This window comes from Brachybacterium sp. AOP3-A1-3, from assembly GCF_052378285.1.
In the GTDB taxonomy this organism is placed as follows: Bacteria; Actinomycetota; Actinomycetes; order Actinomycetales; family Dermabacteraceae; genus Brachybacterium.
This window is the reverse complement of the sequence record NZ_JBQSXM010000003.1, coordinates 34,884-54,741: the sequence shown is the minus strand read 5'-3', so window position 1 is coordinate 54,741 and position 19,858 is coordinate 34,884. Positions and strand designations below refer to the sequence as shown.

Genomic DNA, 19,858 nt, shown 5'->3' with positions numbered 1-19,858 from the left:
CGACCACGGGCAGAGGGCGCGCGGCACGAGGTGCTCGGACGCCTGACCCTCTCTCGCGGTCCACTCGATTCGGCAAGGGGGTTGGTGAAATCACGGAGAACGACAGGGGTCGAGGGTGGCACGGCGGCGAAGAAGTGGTAACTTCACACTCGTCACGCTTGAGAATGAAGTTTTCTCACCGGCTGGTCCTCCCGACCGATGCCGAGTCCGTGAATCGACGAAGGAGTCCTCATGATCGCTCGACGACAGGTCCTGGCCGCTGGTGCGGCAGGCTCGGCAGCATTGGCCCTCGCAGCCTGCGGTGACGGCGGAGGCGACGGCGGAAAGGTCGACGGCGAGGGCAAGACCATCACCATGTGGCTGATGGAGGGGACCAACGCCAGCGCCGACGACTACATCGACGAGCTCAAGACCGCATTCACCGAAGCCACCGGCGCGACCCTCGACGTCCAGGTCCAGCCCTGGGACGGCGCCCACGACAAGTTCGTGACCTCCATGGCCGGCGGCACCGGCCCCGACGTCGCCGAGGTCGGCACCACCTGGGTCCCCGAGTTCGCCGACGCCGGCGGCCTGGACGACCTCACCGAGGACATCGAGGCCGCAGGGCTCACCGACGGCCTGGTCGAGGGACTCGTCGAGGCGGGCACCCTGGACGGCGTCATGTACGGCATGCCCTGGTACGCCGGTGTGCGATCGATCCTCGGCAACAAGGACATGCTCGAGGAGGCCGGGGTCAACACGCAGCCCGAGAGCTGGGACGACCTGCTGACCATGATCACCACCCTCGAGAAGCACAATCCCGACTGGATCTCGTTCCCGGTCCCGGGGGCGAGCATCTTCTCGGCGACGCCGTTCGTCTGGGGCGCCGGTGGCGAGATCGCCACGGACGACGACGGTGCGTTCACGGCCACCATCAATGCCCCCGAGGCCGTCGAGGGCCTGACCTGGTACACGGACCTCGCGCTGAAGCACAACTCCTCGACCGCCGCAGCGAACACCTGGGTGGAGACCGAGGCTCTCGCGGAGTTCCTGCAGGAGAAGGTGCCGATGTTCATCACCGGCTCCTGGGTTCCCGCGACCATCCGCCAGGACAATCCGGAGCTCGCCGAGAAGCTTGTGGCCTTCACGATCCCGGCCAAGGACTCGGCCGTCGCACCGTCCTTCCTGGGCGGCTCGCTCATGTGTCGCTTCACCGAGTCCTCGGAGCCCGAGCTGGCGTTCGAGCTCATCAAGCTCGTCACCACCGGCGACTTCGCCACCCGCTGGGCCGAGGAGACCAACTACTTCCCCGGCACCATCGACGCGCTCGACGAGATCGTCGAGGGCGGCGACGACCTCACCAAGGTCTTCGCCACGCAGATGACCGAGGGCGGCAAGTCCGTGCCGGTGACCCCGTCCTGGGGGAAGATCGAGGGTGCGAAGACCATGAGCACGCTGGTCTCCTCGATCCTCGGCGGCACCCCGGTCCAGGATGCCGCAGACACCGCCGCTGCGGAGATGGACAAGATCTTCGGCGAATGAGCACCCCGACCACTCTCGAGAGGACCCGTCCCGACGGTGCGGAGCCGCTGGCGCCCCGCACCGTCCCGCTCGGGCGGCGCGTGCGCAAGCTCGCCCTGCCCTGGACGCTGCTCGCTCCCGCCCTGATCTGCCTCGCGGTCCTGCTGCTGTGGCCGATGGCGCGGGTGCTGGACCTGTCCCTCCAGGACTACGAGCTGCGCAATCTGCTGAAGGGCGAGAGCAACTACATCGGCCTGGACAACTTCGTCCAGGTGCTCACCGACCCCTTCCTGTGGACCACGGTCCTGCCCAACACGGTGGGCTTCGCCGCCGTGTGCGTGGTGCTCACGATGGTCGTCGGCACCGTGGTGGCCCTGTTCCTGAACTCGCTCAGCACCACCTGGCGCAGCATCTGCACGACTGCGGTGATGGTCGCCTGGGCGATCCCGGCGCTGACCGGCACCTACATCTTCGTGTGGCTCTTCGATCCGCAGTCCGGGCTGGTCATCACCCTGCTCGACAGCGGTGGCCTGATGGACGCCGGCACCTTCAACTGGTTCACCAACCGGTGGACCTTCTATGCGATCGCCACCATCAACGTCGTCTACCACGGCTTCCCGTTCATCGCGGTGACCATGCTGGCCGGCCTGATGACCGTGCCCAAGGAGCTGTACGAGGCCGCGGCCATGGATGGTGCCACCGCCTGGCGCCGCTTCTGGAACGTCACCGTGCCCGCGCTGCGGCCGATCATCGCCGTCTGCGTGATCCTGTCGACGATCTGGGACTTCAAGGTGTTCGTGCAGATCTACCTCATGCCCGGTGGCGACGGCTCCACCCGTGAGGTCATGAACCTCGGCGTGTGGTCGTACACCCAGTCCTTCGCCCAGGGCGAGTACGGCATGGGCTCGACGATCGCGGTGCTGCTGACCGCGCTGCTGCTGGTGATCTCCGTGATCTACCTCCGCGTGCTCATGAAGGAGGACGAGCTGTGAACCGACCGACCCCTGCCGGCCAGGTCGGGAAGGTGCTCGGCATCGTGCTGCTGATCTCCCTGAGCCTGTTCCCCTGCTACTGGATGGTCTCCACCGCGGTGGACACCAGTCCGCTGTCCCGCGGCGCGAGCCTGCTCCCGTCGGGCTTCACGCTCGACCACTTCCGCCACGTCCTCGTGGACGAAGGATTCCTGCGCTACGTGAAGGTCTCCGTGATCGTCTCGGTGGGCACCGTGGTGCTCTCGGCGATCGTGGCGCTGCTGGCCGCGGTGTCCGTGGCCCGCTTCCGCTTCCGTCTCCGCACCCAGGTGCTGATCATGGTGCTCATGGTGCAGATGGTCCCGTTGGAAGCTCTGGTCATCCCGCTCTTCCTCCAGGCGCGGAACTTGAATATGCTCAACTCCCTGTTGGGTCTGACGATCGTGTACCTGAGCTTCTCGCTCCCGTTCGCGATCTGGAACCTGCGCGGCTTCGTCGCGGCGGTGCCCAAGGAGCTCGAGGAGGCGGCGTACATGGACGGTGCGACCTGGGGGCGGATGTTCCGCTCGATCCTGCTGCCGCTGGTGGCACCCGGACTCGTGGCGACCTCCGTGTTCTCCTTCATCACCGCCTGGAACGAATTCATCTTCGCCCTGACCTTCATGCAGGACAGCACCAAGTACACCGTCGGCGTGGGCCTGCGGACCTTCTTCACCCAGAACTCCGCGGACTGGGGCAGCGTCATGGCCGCCTCGACCGTGATCACGCTGCCCGTGGTGATCTTCTTCGTGCTGGTCCAGCGCAACCTCGCCTCCGGCCTCACGGCAGGGGCGGTGAAGGGCTGATGACGACCACCCCGACGGACGCCGCCCCCCGGCCGTGGGATGCCGACGTGCTCGGGGTGCTCATGGCGCCGTTCACCGGCACCGCTCTGCCACCCTGGATCGGCGAGGCGCTCGATGCCGGCCTCGCCTCGGTGATCCTGTTCGGGCACAACACGCCGGACCCGGCGACCACCCGGGCATTGTCGCGCGCGGTGCATGCCCGCTCCGAGGACTGCATCGTGGCGATAGACGAGGAGGGCGGGGATGTCACCCGCATCCAGTCCGCCACCGGGTCCTCCCTGCCCACCGCCTGGGCGCTGGGGGAGGTCGACGACATCGAGCTGACCCGCCACGCGGGCCACGCCCTCGGCGACGTCCTCGCGGCATGCGACGTGGACCTCGACCTCGCCCCGGTGCTGGACGTCTCCACCGACCCCGCGAACCCGGTGATCGGGACCCGCGCCTACAGCGACGATCCGGATCGGGTCGCCGCCCACGCCCGCGCTTTCGCCACCGGGCTGATCGAGGCCGGACTGGGCACCTGCGCCAAGCATTTCCCGGGCCACGGCGCCACCTCGACCGACTCCCACACCGCCCTGCCGCGGATCGACCTCGATCGCGCCGAGTTCGAGCGCGACCACCTGGCCCCGTTCCGGATCGTGCCCTGGCTGGACGCGGTGATGACCGCCCATGTCCTGGTCCCCGCCCTCGGCGAGGGACCGGCTTCGATCTCGCCCTGGGCGAGGCCGCTGCTGGACCGGGCCGCGGGCGGCACGTTCCGCGGGCTGCTGATCACCGACGCCCTGGACATGGCGGCCGTCGCCCGGGACCCCGGCTACGGGGAGGCCGCCGTGCGCGCGCTGGAGTCCGGTGCCGATCTGCTGTGCCTGGGCACGTCGATCCGCCGCGACGACGAGCAGATGGTGCGCGAGGCCCATGACGCGATCCTCGCCGCCGTGGACACCGGGCGACTGGGCCGGGAGGCGCTCCACGCCCGGGCTGTGCGCACCCGCGAGCACTGCCGGGGTCTGCGCACGCGGCGCCGCTTCGTCCCCGCCCGCGATCTGACCGAGGTGCTGGCCCGCGCCGAGCAGCTCGGGGCCGCTGCCGCCGCACGCGCGGTCCGCTCCCGCGACGCGCGGCTCGGCCTCGGGCCGACGGCCGTGCTCGACCTGCGGGCGCGCGCGAACCATGCCTCGGGGGCGCGCTCCGAGCAGCTGATCCAGGCGCTGCGCGACCGGCGAGTGCGGGCCGACGTCCCCGACTATCCCGAACAGATCGACGCCGACGCCCAGGTCGTGGCGATCACCCGACTGCCCCGCAGCAATCCTGAGGAGGGGGAGCGCCTCGCCGTGCTGCTCCGACGTCGGCCCGACGCGATCGTGGTCCACGTGGGGGTGCCCGATGCGGCTCCCGACCATCGCCACCTGGTCCTCGCCCACGGCGCGGGCCGCACGATGATGCGCGCGGCCGTGGACCTCCTGCTGGACGGGAAGCCCTGATGCGGGTCCTCGGCATGATGTCCGGGACCAGCCTCGACGCGATCGACGTGGCCCTGGTGGAGTTCGCCCGGGATCCCCGGGAGCCGAGCGTCCTGACGGCGCGCCTGGTGCACGTCGGCGAGCAGCCCTGGCCGGAGGGCACGCGCCAAGCACTGATAGCCGCCCTGTCTCCGGCGCCGGCGGACGTCGCCACCTGGAGCCGCCTGCACGCCGCCGTGGGAGAGGCGTTCGCCGGCGCAGCCGCCGATGTCCTCTCCCGCCATGGAGGCGCCGATCTCGTGGCGACGCACGGCCAGACGATGTACCACGACGTGCAGGAGGACGGCCGCGTGGCGGGCACTCTGCAGATCGGGGATGCCTCCCGCATCGTCGCGGCCACGGGGACCGCGGTGATCCACGACTTCCGCAGGGCCGACGTCGCCGCCGGCGGCCAGGGCGCACCCCTGGTGCCGATGCTGGACCAGCTGCTGCTGGGCGGCGACCGGGGCGAGCGCACCGCCGTGCTCAACATCGGCGGGATCTCCAATGTGAGCGTCGTGGGCGGGAACGGCGGGAACGAGGGCGGGAACGGGGGCGAGGACGAGCGCGGGAGCGGGGTCGTTGCCGGGGATCTGGGTCCTGGCAACGCCCTGCTCGATGCCGCGGTGCACGCCGCGACCGGGGCGAGCGCGGATCTCGACGCGCGGATCGCGCGCACCGGCACGGTCGATGCGGCCGCCCTGCGCCGACTGCTCGGCGATCCGTTCTACGCGCAGCCCCTGCCGCGCTCCACGGGCCGGGAGCACTTCGACGGCCAGTACGTGCGACGGATGCTCGGAGCCGGAGCCGGAGCCGCCGACGGAGCTGGAGCAAGCGCCGGGGCGGGAGCTGGAGCCACGGGCGGGGGAGCGGGCGACGACGCGATCGACGCCCTCGCGCTGCCTGACCTGCTGGCCACGCTCACCGAGCTCACCGCCGTGACGATCGCCCGGGCGATCGCGGTGGTCGGGGCGAGCCGCGTCGTCGCCTCGGGCGGCGGCATCCGTAACCCCCTGCTGCGCGAACGCCTCGCCGCGCAGCTGGCGCCGATCCCGCTGCTGGACGCCGATGAGCTGGGGATCCCGGCCGACGGCAAGGAGGCGCTCCTCATCGCCCTGCTCGGGTACCTCAGCGCCCACGGCCTCCCCGGCACCCTGACCCGTGCCGACGGCACCTCGCACACCGGCGCGCGCACCCCGGTGGTGCTCGGCTCGCTCCTGCCGCCGCACGGCCTGCGGGGCCGGCGCGGAGACCTCGACGAGCTCCCCGTCGGCCGCCTCGAGATCGTGCCGGGGCTGGAGTCGAGGCTGGGGCCGGGGCGATGAGCGCCCCTCTGCTGCAGGGGATCCGCGGGCGACGGGATGACCTCCAACCGGCGCTGCGGCGTATCGCCGACGTGGTGCTCGCCGATCCGCTGGCCGCCGGACGCCTCACCATCGACCAGCTCGCCGAGGCCGCGGGCTGCGCGCAGTCCTCGGTGGTCAACTTCGCCCGCGAGATGGGCTGCACCGGGTACCGGGACTTCCGTGCGGCGCTGGTGGAGGAGACGGTGCGCGCTGCGGCCCACGAGGGTGACCTCGCGTTCCCGCTCGACATCGATCCCGCGGATCCGCTCGAGACCAACGTGGCACGGATCGCCGCGGCCGATGCCCGTGCCGTGCGGGACACGGTGCGCCTGCTGGACCTGGGCCAGCTCGAGAAGGCCGCGGCGATGCTGAGCTCCTCGCGCCGGATCAACCTCGTCGGCATGGGGGCCTCGGGCCTGACCGCGACCGATCTCCAGTACAAGCTGACCCGGCTGGGGTTCTCGGCGCAGGCGCTGACCAGTGCGCATGATGCGCTGCCGGCGGCGAGCGGCCTCGGGGAGCAGGACTGCCTGGTGGCGATCTCGGATGGAGGCCGCACCAGGGATGTGCTCGATGCCCAGGAGGTCGCCCGACGGGCGGGAGCGCGCACCCTCGTGATCACGGGGTCCCCGGCCAGCCCGTTGGCCCGCAGCAGCGAGCTGGTGCTGCTGACCGCGTCCCGCGAGCCGTCCTTCCGCGCGGGGGCGACGTCCTCCCGGATCGCCCAGCTGACCATCGCGGACTGCCTGCTCATCGCGCTGTCGACCTCGTTGCCCGATGCCGGCGCCGCGGCCCTCGAGCGGACCCGGATCGCGCTGGAGAGCCGTCGATCCTGACCCGATCGGGGGCTCTGCGGCAGCATGGGATCTGCCGCACGGTGCGGCAGAACCTTGACCTTACGGTTCCGTAAGTTACGCTACCGTCGTGAGCGTTTTCCGATCCACGATCCCTGATGTCGCGGCCCAGGAGCCGATGGTCCAGCTCCTGGCGCCCGACGGCACCCGCACCCCCCATCCCGAGCTCGATGCCGTGATCGCCGGGAGCGGGGGCGAGGACGACCTCGCCTCCCCGGAGCGCCTGCGCGGCTACTACCGCGACATGGTGATGATCCGTGCGGCCGACCTCGAGGCGACGAACCTGCAGCGCCAGGGCCAGCTCGGGCTCTGGGCGAGCGCCCTGGGCCAGGAAGCCGCCCAGATCGGCGCCGGGCACGCCTCCCGCGAGCAGGACTACCTGGTGCCGACCTACCGCGAGCACGGCATCGCCTGGGCTCGTGGCATCGAGCCCTGGCGCCTGCTGGAGTCCTTCCGTGGGGTCAGCCACGGCGGCTGGGACCCCAACGCGCTGCGCACCCACCCCTACATGATCGTGCTCGGCTCCCAGGCCCCGCACGCCGTCGGCTACGCCATGGGCCTGCAGCGCGACGGCGTCGTGGGGACCGGCGAGAAGCAGACCGACACCGCCGTGCTGGCGCTGTTCGGCGACGGCGCCTCGAGCGAGGGGGAGGTCTCGGAGTCCTTCACCTTCGCCGCCTCCTTCCAGGCGCCCGTCGTCTTCTTCACCCAGAACAACCAGTGGGCGATCTCCGTGCCCACCTCGGTGCAGACCCGGGTGCCGCTCGCGCAGCGCTCCCGCGGCTGGGGCATCCCCTCGGTGCGCGTGGACGGCAACGACGTGCTCGCGGTCCTCGCCGCCGTGCGCGACGGGCTCGACGCGGCCCGTGCGGGGGAAGGGCCGCGATTCATCGAGGCGGTCACCTACCGCATGGCCGCGCACACCACCAGCGACGACGCCTCCCGCTACCGTCCCTCGTCCGAGGAGGAGGAGTGGGCCGAGAAGGACCCGATCCTGCGCCTGCGGCGTCACCTCGAGCAGCTCGGGGAGATCGACGAGGCGTTCATCGCCCGCTGCGACGAGGAGGCCCACGACCTCGCCATGCAGCTGCACCACCACATCCACGGCATGGAGGACCCGGATCCGGTGGGCATGTTCACCCACGCGTACGCCGAGCCCCATCCGATCGTCGAGGCCGAGCGCGAGCAGTACCTGGAGTACATCGCCCAGTTCGAGGACGAGAGCGACGCCGGCGACAGCGCCGAGCAGAACGGGGAGCGCGCATGAGCAGCACCACCCTCCCGATCGCCAAGGCGATCACCGCCGGGCTCCGCGACGCCATGCGCGCGGACGACAAGGTCCTGCTGATGGGCGAGGACATCGGCGTGCTCGGCGGCGTCTTCCGCGTCACCGACGGCCTGCACTCCGAGTTCGGGTCCCAGCGCGTGGTCGACACCCCGCTCGCGGAGGCCGGGATCGTGGGAACCTCCGTGGGTCTGGCCGTGCGCGGCTACCGACCGGTGGTCGAGATCCAGTTCGACGGGTTCGTGTTCCCGGCGTTCAACCAGATCACCACGCAGGTCGCGAAGATGCACAACCGCACGAACGGCGCGGTGCACATGCCGATCGTGATCCGCATCCCGCACGGCGGCGGCATCGGGGCGATCGAGCACCACTCGGAGAGCCCGGAGGCGCTGTTCGCGCACACCGCCGGCCTGCGGATCCTGGCGCCCTCGAACGCGCACGACGCCTACTGGATGACCCGTCAGGCCATCGAGTGCGAGGACCCCGTCATCGTGTTCGAGCCCAAGAAGCGCTACTGGGTCAAGGGCGATGTGGATCCCGACGAGCGCCCCGAGCTGTCCGCGTGGCAGGCGGAGGTGGTGCGGCCCGGGACCGACGCGACCCTGCTGGCCTGGGGGCCGAGCATGCCGCTCGCGCTCGAGAGCGCGGAGGCCGCCGCCGAGGACGGCATCGACCTGGAGGTCATCGACGCCCGCTCCCTGGCACCCATCGACTATCCGACGATCGCCGCCTCGGTGAAGCGCACCGGGCGGCTCCTGATCACCCACGAGGCGCCGGTGCTCGGCGGCCTCGGCGGAGAGATCGCCGCCCGCATCTCCGAGGAGTGCTTCTACCACCTGGAGGCCCCCGTGCTGCGCGTGGGCGGCTACCACCTCCCGTACCCGCCGGCGCGCATGGAGCACGCCTACCTCCCCGACCTCGACCGCGTGCTCGACGGCGTGGACCGCCTGCTCGAGCACTGACGTCCACGCGCCTGCGTGAAAGGATTGCCCCATGACACACGAGTCAGACCCGACTGCGAACTCCTCCTCGATCGTGACGATCGCGCTCACCGATCCCGGTGAGGGCCTGACCGAGGCCGAGATCATCGACATCAAGGTCGCCGTGGGCGACACCATCGCCATCAACGATGCGGTGGTCGAGGTGGAGACCGCGAAGAGCGCTGTCGAGCTCCCCAGCCATGTGGGAGGCACCGTGGTCGAGATCCTGGTGGCCGTGGGCGACGAGATCCCCGTGGGCACCCCGCTGCTCCGTGTCGACACCGCCGGAGGGCCGGCACCGTCCGCTCCGGCCGACCCCCCTGCGTCTGGCGCAGGAGCCCCCACATCTGGCTCCGACGCCACGGCTGCCGCCGATGCCGCCTCGGCCCCGGCCGCCGGGTCTGCGGCGGACGACGTGCAGACGGCCGCCGAGGTCGCTCCGCAGCAGGAGCCGGCAGAGTCTGCGTCCTCGGCCGCCGACGGAGAGCCCAAGAACCTCGTCGGCTATGGCGCGAAGGCGGCCCCGCAGCGCCGTCGTCGGCGTCGCAGCGCGCAGGACGACGGTCAGCAGGTGCCGATCGACCGCATCCTCGCCAAGCCCCCGGTGCGCAAGCTCGCCCGGGACCTCGGCGTCGCCCTCGCCGATGTGTTCGCGACGGGGCCCGACGGCACCGTGACCCGCAGCGACGTGCTCGCCGCACAGCAGCGGGCGATCGGCGGCGACGTCCCCAGCGGTGGCGCCGAACAGGACGGCGAGTACTTCCCCGAGGAGTCGCCACAGGTGCCCGAAGGCCTGGGAGGCGCGATGAAGTCCACCCGCGACCAGTCCTTCGCCGGGGTCACGAGCGATGACCGCACCACGCGGGTGCCGATCCGCTCCGTGCGCAAGCGGACCGCGGAGGCGATGGTGGCATCGGCCTTCACCGCCCCGCACGTGACGGTGTTCAACGAGATCGACATGACCCGCACCGTGCAGATCGTCTCGGATCTCCGGGCGTCCCGGGAGTGGGCCGACGTCAAGGTCAGCCCGCTGGTGGTGGTCGCGAAGGCGCTGCTGGTCGCGATCCGTCGCAACCCCGAGGTCAATGCATCCTGGAGCGAGAAGGACCAGGAGATCGTCTACAAGCACTTCGTGAACCTGGGCATCGCCGCGGCGACCCCTCGTGGGCTCATCGTGCCGAACCTCAAGGATGCGCATCTGATGACGCTGCGGGAGCTGGCCGAGGGGATCAACGACCTCGCCAAGACCGCCCGGGCCGGGCGCACCTCTCTCTCCGACACCCGGGACGGGACCATCACGGTCACCAACTTCGGCGTGTTCGGCATCGATTCCGGCACCCCGATCCTCAACCCGGGGGAGTCCGTGATCCTCGGCGTGGGCGCCATCAAGGAGAAGCCCTGGGTGGTCGACGGGAAGATCGAGATCCGCAAGGTCGCCCAGCTGGCGCTGAGCTTCGACCACCGTCTGATCGACGGTGCACTCGGCTCCGAGCTGCTCCGCGACATCTCCGCCGTCCTGGAGGATCCCGCCCTGGGTCTGGTCTGGGGCTGATGGGGACTGGTCCGGAGCCGATGGGGCTGGTCCGGGGCCGAGCGGACGGTGCAGGGCCGTGGCGAGTGAGGATCCGCGCAGAGACGTCAGATCGGGGACATCCTGTGATCTCCCCACCGCGGCCCTCGGTACCCTGATCCGGTGACTCCGAGCCCACCCCCGCCCTCGACCTCGCGCCGCGACGATCCGCGGATGCACACGGTCGAGATGGCCGCGCTGCGGTTCGACGACCTCGACCAGGCCACGGACACCTTCGGCTCCGGGCCCGTGCAGGTCCCGTTGCCCTCGTGGAAGATCGCTCTGCTGGTCGCCGGGGGCGGAGCAGCGGGTGCGATGCTGCGCTACGCGGTCTCGCTGATCATCCCCACCGTCACGACCCCCACCCTCGTCGAGCTGCCCTGGGCCACATTCTGGGTCAACCTGCTGGGCTGCCTGGGGCTGGGACTGCTGACCGGCGCCCTCGAGGCGCGACCCGGACGTCCCTGGGTGCAGCCGCTGCTCGGCGTCGGCCTCTGCGGCGGGTTCACCACCATGTCCACGGTGGTCCTCGAGGGCTCGGCGATGGTCGGAGCGGATTTCCCCCTGGTGGCTTTCGGGTACGCCCTGCTCACGGTGGTCTTCTGCCTCGCGGCGACGGTGGCCGGGCTCCTCGTCGGGCGACGGGCCGCCCTGGCTCACGAAACCCGCTCCCCGTCGGAGACTCCGGACGGCGCGGACGAGTCGGATGGGGCGGACGGGTCGACGGATCCCGACATCCTGAGCGTCGTCGACGACCTGGATGGGTACGACGAGCTGGACGAGGAGAGCCTGCGCAGCGATCAGCGCGATCACCGTGACCCTGACGGGGAGAGCGGCTACAGCGATCAGCGCGATCAGGGTGGCCACAGCCATCGAGCCACGCGGGAGACGCGGGAGACGCCGGACGCGGAGGACACACCATGAGCGCGGGGGCCATTCTGCTGGGAACGCTGCTGGTGGGCATCGGCGGCGGCGCCGGATCGGCGCTGCGCTGGTGGCTCCGCGAGGCCGGGATGCGCCTCGCCGCCCGCCGGTCGAACCAGGGTGACGTGCGCATGAAGCCGTGGCTGACCCTGCTCGCGAACGTGCTCGCCTGCCTCCTGCTCGGGATCGCGGTGGCCCGCCTGGGGTCCGCGGTCTCCGGAGTCGCAGAGATGGGCTTCCTGCTGGTCGGAGTCGGCTTCTGCGGGGGACTCTCCACGCTCTCCACCGCCGCCCTCGATGTGGTCGACCTGATCCGCCGTGACAGCTTCGCGATCTCCGTCGGGTACTTCCTGCTCTCGATCGGCACCGGGATGGCCGCGCTGTGGATCGGCTTGGTGATCGCTTCGTGACCGCTGTCGCTCCGAGGCGCCCCCCGGTGTCGGCGATCGTGCTCGTCCTGGTCACGATGCTCGTGCTGGCGCTGATCTCCGTGCTCGCGGCCGACGCCGCCGGCGGGGACAACCTCGTGCTGCGCGACGCTGGCGCCCTGGCCCGCGTCGGCGGCCCCATCGCCTCGATGATCGCCGACCTGGCAGCGGCCCTCACGCTGGGCGGCGCCGTGGTGAGCGGCTGGCTGCTCCGGGAGCAGGCCGACCGTGCCCGCGCGATGACCCTGGTCGGCATCGGCGCCGCGATCACCACCCTCGCACGGGGCGCCTCACTGGCCTTCTCCTACGCCGTCGCGACCGGGCAGAGCGTGGGCTCCGCACGATTCGGCTCCGACCTCAGCGTGTTCCTCGCGACCGAGCTCGGCATCTGGCTCGTGACCGCGGTGGTGATCGCCGCGGCCGCGACCACCATCGCCGTCACCGGGACCTCGCGCGGCACCGCCCGGACGGTCGCGATCGCCGCCGGTCTGGTGGCCTTCTCCAGCGCCATGACAGGGCACGCAGGCGGGGGAGAGAACCACGAGGTCGCGACGTCGACCATGCTCGTGCACCTGCTCGCGGTCGGGATCTGGCTGGGCGGCCTCGCGGTCCTCCAGCTGCTGCCGAGCACCTCGCGCGACGATGCGGCCGTCGTGCGCGGATACTCCCATCTCGCGCTGATCTGCTGGATCGCGCTCGCGGGGAGCGGCGTGTGGGCCCTCGCGGTGCGCATGAACTCCCTGTCGGACATCCTCACCAGCGCCTATGTGCAGCTCGGGGTCGCCAAGGCCGTGCTGCTGATCGTCCTGGCGATGTTCGGCGTGCTCCAGCGCCGCCAGGTCGCCACCGGCTTCGGCTCCGGCGCGGCCGGCCAGCAGGCCGCGGTCACCTACCGCCGGCTCGCCGTGCTCGAGCTCGCCCTGATGGGGCTGGCCGTCGCGCTCGCCGCCGCCATGAGCTCCTCGCCGCCTCCGGCCGACGCCGGCACCCCGCCGGCCGGGCCCGCCGGGGTGCTCACCGGGTATCCGCTGCCCAGCGCCCCGGATCTGTGGACCGTGCTCACGGCCTGGCGCCCCGATCCCTTCGGGATGATGCTCGCCTGCGTGATGCTGCTGGTGTGGTGGCGGCCGCGCGGCCCACGACGCGACCGTGCCCGGAGCATCCGGCTCGTCCTCGGCGGCGTCGTGCTGGTGCTGCTGACCAGCGGCCCGCTGAACGTGTACGGCAAGGTGCTGGTCTCGGCGCATCTGCTGCAGCACGTGCTGCTGCTCGCCGGCGCCGGGGTGCTCATCGGCAGCGCGGTCACGGTCCCGGCGCTGCTCCAGCGGCTCCTGGCCACCCGCACGTGGCTCGCGGCCCTGGGGGCGGCCGCCCCGGTGGCGCTCCTCGGAGCCGCCTATGCCGGACCCTTCCTGCGCAGCGCGCTCGACGGGCACGCCGCCCACCTCGCGCTGCAGATGCTGGCGCTGTGCGGCGGGGTGCTGATGACCCTGGCCGTGCGCAGCGCGTCAGGCACCCGCCGACGCGCGCTCGCCGCGACGGCACCCCTCGTGCTCGGCCTGGCGGCGGGGACTCTCCTGATCAGCACCGACCTGCTCCTCGCCGCGAGCTGGTTCGGGGCGACCGGTCGCACCTGGCTGCCCGACGCGCTCGCCGATCAGCAGCGCGGAGGGATCGGTGTCCTCGTGGTGAGCGTGCTGACGGGGCTCGGCGCGGCCCTCGCCCTGCGCGGCCACGGGAGGGTCGCCGACGCTCCGGCCGCGAAGCCCGCTGCCGCCGCGCCGACGGCCACTCGCTGAGGCGGCCGCGGCAGGCGAAGTGGTCCTGGTCAGACGACGAAGGGGTCCCGGTCAGGCGAAGAGGTCCCGGACCGAGCGCAGGCGGGCCAGGAGGGTGTCGCGATCTGCGGCCGGGACCAGCATCTCCCCGGCCTCGTCCCCGGACCCGATCCTGGGCGTCGTGGCGCTGGCGCGGGCAGTCACCTTGTGCGCGCCGAGCACGCCGCTGAGGCGACCCAGCACGCCGGACCCGGCCGAGGAGTCCGCGACGGGCACGGCGCTCTCGGACCCGGCCCGCAGCTGCTGGAACCTCCGCAGCGCCGAGGAGCCGCCCGCGCGGCTCGCCGCCAGCACATAGGCGGCCACGTCGGCCTGCTCGACCAGCACGGGCAGGGCGCCCCCGGCGACCCGCTGCTGCCCGAGCACCACAAGATCGTCGCGGCCACGGGGGAAAGCTCCCAGGAACAGGTCGAGGTCGCCGGCCGCGGTGCGGGGCACGACGTCCTCGGGAAGGTGCCCGGCCCCGGACTCGTAGCCGGTCGCGAGCACGATCAGGTCGGGGGCGTAGCGGAGGTGCCCGGCGTGGTGGGAGGGTCCGTCGTGGTAGACGGTGCCGTCCTCGGTGACGCTGGTGATCGCGCCGGCGGGGGTGATGCGCCCCTCCCGCACGCGGGCGAGCACATCGTCGGAGATGATCACCGAGTCCTCGAGCAGGGGCAGGACGGGCTCGGGCAGGCCGGCATCCTGCGGGGTGCCGACGCTGCGGCCCACGACGGCCTCGGCGATCTTCTCGTTGAGGCCGCCCAGCAGCGCGGGCTCACGGGACGCGGCGACGTCACCGGGGACCCCACCGATGCGGCGCGGCACCACCCAATGGCCGGTCCGGACGGACCAGCGCACCTCGAGGGCGCGGCGGGCGGCGTCGACGGAGATGTCCGCCGCGGACTGTCCGGAGCCGACCACGAGGACCCGCTTGCCCTCGAGCCCGTCGGGCCCGGTCCAGTCCTTGGAGTGGATGACCTGCACGGACTTCGGGACGTCGGCGGCCCAGTCGGGGCGATGCGGTCGCTCGACGATCCCGTGCGCCGAGATCACCGCGCGGTAGATCAGGACCTCGCCGGTGGACAGCTCGACCTGCCACACGCCGTCCTCGAACGGGCGGGCGTAGCGGACCTCGACGCCGGGGCGGAAGTGCGCGGTGAGCTCATGACGGGCGGCATAGGCGCGCAGGTACTTCGCCATGTGCCCGGGGCTGAGGAACTCGGGGAAGGACACGGGCTGGAGCATGTCCTCGTACTGGGTGAACTCCCGGGAGGAGATCATCTCCATCGAGGGCCAGACCGGAGAGTCCGCCCGCTCCTCGTTCCAGATTCCGCCGACGTGCTTGGCACGGTCGACCAGGTCGAAGGGGACCTCCAGCGCCTTCAGGGCCGCTGCGGCCGCAAGGCCCGCAGGGCCGGCGCCGATGATCAGCACCTTCTCGCGGCTGGGGATCTGGTCGTGATGGTCGGGCATCGAATAGAGCCTTCCGAGTCGGGCGGCGCGCGGTGCCCGGGACGTTCCCCGGACACCCGGCTCAGCGGCGGGCAGACGCTGGCCATTCTAGGGGTCCTCAGTCTCCCACCGGACCGGACTTCGCAGGTTGCCCAGCCCGCGTGATCTCGCGCTCGCGTCCGGCCCGAGTACGTTCCCTCCCCACCACCACCCCTCGCGGGCGGTTCCACGGCGAGGCGGAGGAGACCCGGAGGAAGCGCGGAAGACGTCAGAGCAGCACGGCTCTGGCCATCTCGCGCGCCAGCTGCAGGGCGCCGGGCAGGCCGGTGGGCGCAGTGCAGTAGGTGCGGCCGTCGGCCTCGAGCCCGGTGCTCACCTCGTCGTGGATCGGACCGGCGGAGGCGAGCACGGAACCGGCCAGGACCACGGGCAGGCCGCAGTCGGGGTCCAGGGCGCGCACGGTGTCCATGACATGCCGGATGGCGGTATCGAGGATCTCCCGGGCGGCGGCATCCTCGGGCAGCGTGCCGGGCAGGCGTGCGAAGCGGCCCAGAGCGGCGGGGGAGCCGGAGGGCAGCACGTCATCCAGAGCACGGATCAGGTCCTGGCGGGTATCGCCCGTGGGGGAGGGCGGCAGCAGCCCGTCACGGAGGTCGAGGTCGAGCAGGTCGCCGAGCGCCTCGGTGAGCAGAGTGCGTCGCCCACGGTGGTCGAGGTCGGCGGCCACGGCCTGCACGGTGCGTCGGCCCAGCCACACGGCGGAGCCGATGTCGCCCAGCAGCCAGCCCATCCCGTCGCGGCGCTCGACAGCCTTGCGGTCGTGGAAGCGCACCGAGACCGCCCCCGTGCCCGCGAGCACGAGCAGGCCGTCGTCCCCGACCCCGCCGGAGAGGAAGGCGGTGCGGAGGTCGTCGGTGATGAGGATCCGTCGGGGGTCGATGCCCAGCTGCGTGAGCCGCTCGGCCACAGCGCTCTGCACCTCGGCGGCCCGTGCCGGCCCGGCACCGGAGATGCCGAGGGCGACTGCCACGACCTCGAGGCCCTCACCCAGCTCGCGGCGTCCTGCCTCGAGCACGTCGCGCACGGTGTCGGCGAGGTGGTCCAGCGCCGCCGCACCCGAGGAGCGCAGGTTCGCGCCGGGGCCCGCGGCCTCCGCGATCGGGTCTCCGGCCAGCGGCGCGAGGACCAGACGCGAGCTGGTGCCCCCGATGTCCCCGGCGATGACGACGGGCGTCGACGAGGTCGTCTCGGCGTCCATGGTGGCCTCCCTCTGGCGGATCTCGGAGCGGGCCTCCATCGTAGGGCGGCTGCATCTCGCGGGAGGCATCGCAGGGTGACGCCGCGGGGCGGCATCGCGGGGAGGCGCCGCGGGAAACCCTCGCGAGGACGCATCGCCGGGAGGCGCCGCGGCGCGGGAGGGCAGGTCCGGCTCGCTCACTGGCTACCCTGGTCGCGGTGGCGGCGACGACGTCCCGGGATCACGGATGATCCTTGGCGCGCTCTTGCTCGCCCCACCCTCACCGACCTGTGTCCACGACGACCTCGACCCGACCCCAGGAGCCCCCGTGACCGATCCCCGCCCCGACGACGCCGCCATCCCTCTGGACCTCGCGGATCTGCCCTCGCCCACCGAGGAGCGCAATCCCGCCAGCGCCGAGCTCGATTCCCTGGACGCCCGCGGCATGGTCGACGTGATCCTGGGCGAGGATGCGACGGTCGCCGGCGCGGTGCAGGAGCAGGCCGGCCCGATCTCCGAGCTGGTCGAGGTCTGCGTGGGGGCGATCGCCGCGGGGCGGACCGTGCACTACCTGGGCGCCGGCACCTCGGGTCGGCTCGCGGTGCTGGACGCCGTCGAGCTCGCCCCCACCTTCAACGCGGACGAGTCGATGGTCGCCGCCCACCTCGCCGGTGGCGCCGGAGCGTTCCTCACCGCCGTGGAGGGAGCCGAGGACGATGCCGAGGCCGGAGCCGCGCTCGTGCACGAGGTGTGCGTCGCAGGCGACGTCGTGATCGGCCTGGCCGCGAGCGGGCGCACCCCGTTCGTGCGCGGGGCGCTGCAGGCCGCCCGGGCCGCCGGGATGCCCACCGCGCTGATCTCCGCGAATCCTCGGGCCGAGCTCGCCGGTGACGCGGACATCCCGATCCTGCTGGACGTGGGCCCCGAGGTGGTCACGGGCTCGACGCGCATGAAGGCCGGCACCGCCCAGAAGCTCACCCTGAACGCCCTGTCCACCGCCATGATGGTGCGCCTGGGCACGACCTACGGGAACCTCATGATCGATGTGCGTCCCACCAACGCGAAGCTCGTGGGACGCACTGTGCGGATCCTCGTCCAGGCCAGCGGCGCCAGCGCCGAGGAGGCCGGGCGGGTGCTCCAGGCCGCCGGCGGCAGCGTGCGCGTCGCGCTGGTCGCCCTGCTCTCCGGGGCCGACGTCGACCGCGCGGCCGCCGCCCTCGCCGACTATCCTCGGGATCCGCGGCGCGCCGGTGACCCCGCCGGCATCCGCTCGGCCGTCGCCGCGCTCGCCAAGCAGCCCTGAGACCGGGTGGCCGCACGTCCGCGGTAATTCCCTGGACTTCCGCACGAGCCGGTTCCTACACTCGTCCCCGTGAAGCTCTGATCAGCCCCTGACCCACACGCGCCCTCGCGAACCGGAGCTGATCCATGCCCTCATCACCCCTGAACCCCTCTGCGCTCGCCGCTGCCCCGACCGGCACCGGCGACCCCGCCCTGCATCTGCGGGCCGACGGGATCTCCTTCTCGTTCCCCGACCGCCGCGTCCTCACGGACGTGAGCCTCGTGGTGCCCGCCGGCCGGCCCACCGGCCTGCTCGGCGAGAACGGCAGCGGCAAGTCCACGCTGCTCCGCGTGCTGTCCGGCGACCTCGCACCCGACGGCGGCGCGGTATCGGCCCCCGGCCCCCTCGGCGTGCTCCACCAGGAGCTGCCCTTCGGATCCGAGGCCACCCTGGCAGCCGTCGTCGCCGACGGCCTGGACCGCTCGCGCCGACTCGAACGGGAGCTCGCCGAGGCGGGGGAGGCCCTCGGCGCCGGCGGTGGCGATCCCACCCCGGAGGCGAGCCGTCGCTTCGACGAGCTGCTCGCCGAGGCGACCCTGGCCGATGTCTGGAACGCCGACCAGAGGGCGGAGACCGTGCTTGCCGGGCTCGGCCTCGCCGGCATCGACCCGCTCACCGCCCTGGGGTCGATCAGCGGCGGCCAGCGCGAGCGTCTCGCGCTCGCGCATCTGCTCATCTCGCGCCCCACCACCTGGCTGCTCGACGAGCCCACCAACCATCTCGACGACGACGGCGCGGCCTTCCTCACGGCAGCGATCGCCGCCCATCCCGGGCCGGTGCTGATCGCCAGCCACGACCGCGCCTTCCTCGACGACGCGACGACGGCGCAGCTGGACATGGACCCCGCCGAGTCCCCGCTGCGCACCGAGATCGGCGGTCTCAGCGTGTACACGGGAGGGTTCAGCGACTACCTGCTGGCGCGCTTCGAGGCCCGTGATCGCTGGGAGCACCGCTTCCGCAGCGAGCAGGAGGAGCTCGCAGCGCTCCGTCGGGCCGTGAAGGACTCCGAGACCGTCGGGCACGTCGGCGCGGCACCCCGTACGGAGGCGCGCGCCTCGAAGAAGTTCTATGCGGACCGCAACGCCGCCGTGGTCTCGCGGCGCCTGCGGGAGTCCCGGGCGCGCCTCGCACAGCTCGAGGAGGAGCAGGTGCGCAAACCCCCTGCGGAGCTGCACCTCACCCACCTGCCCGATGCTCCCGGGCGCGGCCGCAGCGGGGGCGCGGGCGCCGGCTCCGTCATGCTCACCGCGAGCCGCGTCGCGGTCGACGGGCGGCTCGCCCCGACCTCCTTCAGCCTCTCGACCGGGCAGCGGCTGCTGGTCACCGGCGCCAACGGCTCGGGGAAGTCCACCCTGCTGGACACGGTGACCGGCCTGCTCACACCCACCTCGGGCAGCGTGGATCGACCGCGTGGCCTGCGCATCGGCCATCTGGGGCAGGACGATGCGGCCGTGCCCGGCCGTACCGTCGGCGCCCACCTGCGGGCGGCCGCCGCCGGCACCGAGCAGCCGCCGCCCGAGGACGGCGCCGTGCCCGAGCTGTTCGGACTCGTCCATCCCCGGGATCTCACCCGCCCGCTCGACCTGCTCTCCCGCGGGCAGCTGCGCCGCGTGATGCTCGCGGCGCTGCTGCTGGACCCGCCCGAGCTCCTCGTGCTCGACGAGCCCACCAACCACCTGGCGCTGGTCACCGCGACCCGGTTCGAGAAGGCCCTCGAGGACTGGGGAGGCACCGTGCTGATCGCCTCGCACGACCGCTGGCTGCGCAGCCGCTGGCAGGGTGAGGTGCTCGCGCTGGGGGACTGA

General features: G+C 72.2%; 16 protein-coding genes. 14 read left to right on the top strand and 2 right to left on the bottom strand.

The annotated features are described in order from the left end of the window. The first annotated feature begins 231 nt into the window (after nucleotides 1–231). The 12 genes from ACT3T5_RS05575 to ACT3T5_RS05520 all read left to right on the top strand — a co-directional run bounded on the left by ACT3T5_RS05575 (nucleotide 232) and on the right by ACT3T5_RS05520 (nucleotide 14,001). Nucleotides 232–1,521: a sugar ABC transporter substrate-binding protein gene (locus tag ACT3T5_RS05575; protein WP_444578240.1), complete on the top strand. Its 1,290-nt coding sequence runs from the start codon at nucleotides 232–234 to the stop codon at nucleotides 1,519–1,521. Beyond that, entirely contained in the window at nucleotides 1,518–2,492 is a 975-nt protein-coding gene (locus tag ACT3T5_RS05570; protein WP_444578241.1) for a carbohydrate ABC transporter permease, read from the top strand. The genes ACT3T5_RS05575 and ACT3T5_RS05570 overlap by 4 nt, the downstream gene beginning before the upstream one ends. After that, a complete protein-coding gene (locus ACT3T5_RS05565) occupies nucleotides 2,489–3,316 on the top strand; it encodes a carbohydrate ABC transporter permease (protein ID WP_444593810.1) in 828 nt (275 codons plus the stop codon). Before ACT3T5_RS05570 ends, ACT3T5_RS05565 begins: the two co-directional genes overlap by 4 nt. Beyond that, nucleotides 3,316–4,797: a glycoside hydrolase family 3 N-terminal domain-containing protein gene (locus ACT3T5_RS05560; RefSeq protein WP_444593809.1), complete on the top strand. Its 1,482-nt coding sequence runs from the start codon at nucleotides 3,316–3,318 to the stop codon at nucleotides 4,795–4,797. Before ACT3T5_RS05565 ends, ACT3T5_RS05560 begins: the two co-directional genes overlap by 1 nt. Further along, nucleotides 4,797–6,140: an anhydro-N-acetylmuramic acid kinase gene (locus ACT3T5_RS05555; protein ID WP_444593808.1), complete on the top strand. Its 1,344-nt coding sequence runs from the start codon at nucleotides 4,797–4,799 to the stop codon at nucleotides 6,138–6,140. Before ACT3T5_RS05560 ends, ACT3T5_RS05555 begins: the two co-directional genes overlap by 1 nt. Further along, nucleotides 6,137–6,997, top strand: coding sequence for a MurR/RpiR family transcriptional regulator (locus ACT3T5_RS05550; RefSeq protein ID WP_444578245.1), 861 nt, complete (start codon nucleotides 6,137–6,139; stop codon nucleotides 6,995–6,997). The genes ACT3T5_RS05555 and ACT3T5_RS05550 overlap by 4 nt, the downstream gene beginning before the upstream one ends. A 136-nt stretch (nucleotides 6,998–7,133) precedes the next feature. Then, entirely contained in the window at nucleotides 7,134–8,282 is a 1,149-nt protein-coding gene (locus tag ACT3T5_RS05545; protein WP_444578303.1) for a thiamine pyrophosphate-dependent dehydrogenase E1 component subunit alpha, read from the top strand. After that, nucleotides 8,279–9,262, top strand: a complete 984-nt coding sequence (locus ACT3T5_RS05540; protein ID WP_444578246.1) for an alpha-ketoacid dehydrogenase subunit beta — start codon at nucleotides 8,279–8,281, stop codon at nucleotides 9,260–9,262. Before ACT3T5_RS05545 ends, ACT3T5_RS05540 begins: the two co-directional genes overlap by 4 nt. Before the next feature lie 31 nt (nucleotides 9,263–9,293). After that, nucleotides 9,294–10,832, top strand: a complete 1,539-nt coding sequence (locus ACT3T5_RS05535) for a dihydrolipoamide acetyltransferase family protein (protein ID WP_444578247.1) — start codon at nucleotides 9,294–9,296, stop codon at nucleotides 10,830–10,832. A gap of 141 nt (nucleotides 10,833–10,973) precedes the next feature. Beyond that, nucleotides 10,974–11,774, top strand: a complete 801-nt coding sequence (locus ACT3T5_RS05530) for a fluoride efflux transporter FluC (protein ID WP_444578248.1) — start codon at nucleotides 10,974–10,976, stop codon at nucleotides 11,772–11,774. Further along, nucleotides 11,771–12,184: a fluoride efflux transporter FluC gene (locus tag ACT3T5_RS05525; RefSeq protein ID WP_444578249.1), complete on the top strand. Its 414-nt coding sequence runs from the start codon at nucleotides 11,771–11,773 to the stop codon at nucleotides 12,182–12,184. The genes ACT3T5_RS05530 and ACT3T5_RS05525 overlap by 4 nt, the downstream gene beginning before the upstream one ends. Before the next feature lie 26 nt (nucleotides 12,185–12,210). Beyond that, the gene (locus ACT3T5_RS05520; RefSeq protein WP_444593807.1) at nucleotides 12,211–14,001 is read left to right on the top strand and encodes a CopD family protein; all 1,791 of its coding nucleotides are present in this window, start codon (nucleotides 12,211–12,213) and stop codon (nucleotides 13,999–14,001) included. A gap of 51 nt (nucleotides 14,002–14,052) precedes the next feature. On the opposite strand, the gene ACT3T5_RS05515 is transcribed toward ACT3T5_RS05520, so the two are convergent. Both ACT3T5_RS05515 and ACT3T5_RS05510 read right to left on the bottom strand, forming a co-directional pair. Further along, a complete protein-coding gene (locus ACT3T5_RS05515) occupies nucleotides 14,053–15,495 on the bottom strand; it encodes a flavin-containing monooxygenase (protein WP_444593806.1) in 1,443 nt (480 codons plus the stop codon). A 247-nt stretch (nucleotides 15,496–15,742) separates the two neighbouring features. After that, entirely contained in the window at nucleotides 15,743–16,732 is a 990-nt protein-coding gene (locus ACT3T5_RS05510; protein WP_444593805.1) for an N-acetylglucosamine kinase, read from the bottom strand. A 307-nt stretch (nucleotides 16,733–17,039) separates the two neighbouring features. On the opposite strand from ACT3T5_RS05510, the gene ACT3T5_RS05505 reads away from it, so the two are divergent. After that, nucleotides 17,040–18,014: an N-acetylmuramic acid 6-phosphate etherase gene (locus ACT3T5_RS05505; protein ID WP_444593804.1), complete on the top strand. Its 975-nt coding sequence runs from the start codon at nucleotides 17,040–17,042 to the stop codon at nucleotides 18,012–18,014. Between the two features lie 125 nt (nucleotides 18,015–18,139). Continuing rightward, complete coding sequence (locus ACT3T5_RS05500; RefSeq protein WP_444593803.1) at nucleotides 18,140–19,858, top strand: ABC-F family ATP-binding cassette domain-containing protein; 1,719 nt, start codon at nucleotides 18,140–18,142, stop codon at nucleotides 19,856–19,858.

Coding starts and splice junctions, on each gene's coding strand:
- ACT3T5_RS05575 (WP_444578240.1), top strand. CDS start 232: ATGATCGCTCGACGACAGGTCCTGGCCGCTGGTGCGGCAGGCTCGGCA.
- ACT3T5_RS05570 (WP_444578241.1), top strand. CDS start 1,518: ATGAGCACCCCGACCACTCTCGAGAGGACCCGTCCCGACGGTGCGGAG.
- ACT3T5_RS05560 (WP_444593809.1), top strand. CDS start 3,316: ATGACGACCACCCCGACGGACGCCGCCCCCCGGCCGTGGGATGCCGAC.
- ACT3T5_RS05555 (WP_444593808.1), top strand. CDS start 4,797: ATGCGGGTCCTCGGCATGATGTCCGGGACCAGCCTCGACGCGATCGAC.
- ACT3T5_RS05550 (WP_444578245.1), top strand. CDS start 6,137: ATGAGCGCCCCTCTGCTGCAGGGGATCCGCGGGCGACGGGATGACCTC.
- ACT3T5_RS05545 (WP_444578303.1), top strand. CDS start 7,134: ATGGTCCAGCTCCTGGCGCCCGACGGCACCCGCACCCCCCATCCCGAG.
- ACT3T5_RS05540 (WP_444578246.1), top strand. CDS start 8,279: ATGAGCAGCACCACCCTCCCGATCGCCAAGGCGATCACCGCCGGGCTC.
- ACT3T5_RS05535 (WP_444578247.1), top strand. CDS start 9,294: ATGACACACGAGTCAGACCCGACTGCGAACTCCTCCTCGATCGTGACG.
- ACT3T5_RS05525 (WP_444578249.1), top strand. CDS start 11,771: ATGAGCGCGGGGGCCATTCTGCTGGGAACGCTGCTGGTGGGCATCGGC.
- ACT3T5_RS05515 (WP_444593806.1), bottom strand. CDS start 15,495: ATGCCCGACCATCACGACCAGATCCCCAGCCGCGAGAAGGTGCTGATC.
- ACT3T5_RS05510 (WP_444593805.1), bottom strand. CDS start 16,732: ATGGACGCCGAGACGACCTCGTCGACGCCCGTCGTCATCGCCGGGGAC.
- ACT3T5_RS05500 (WP_444593803.1), top strand. CDS start 18,140: ATGCCCTCATCACCCCTGAACCCCTCTGCGCTCGCCGCTGCCCCGACC.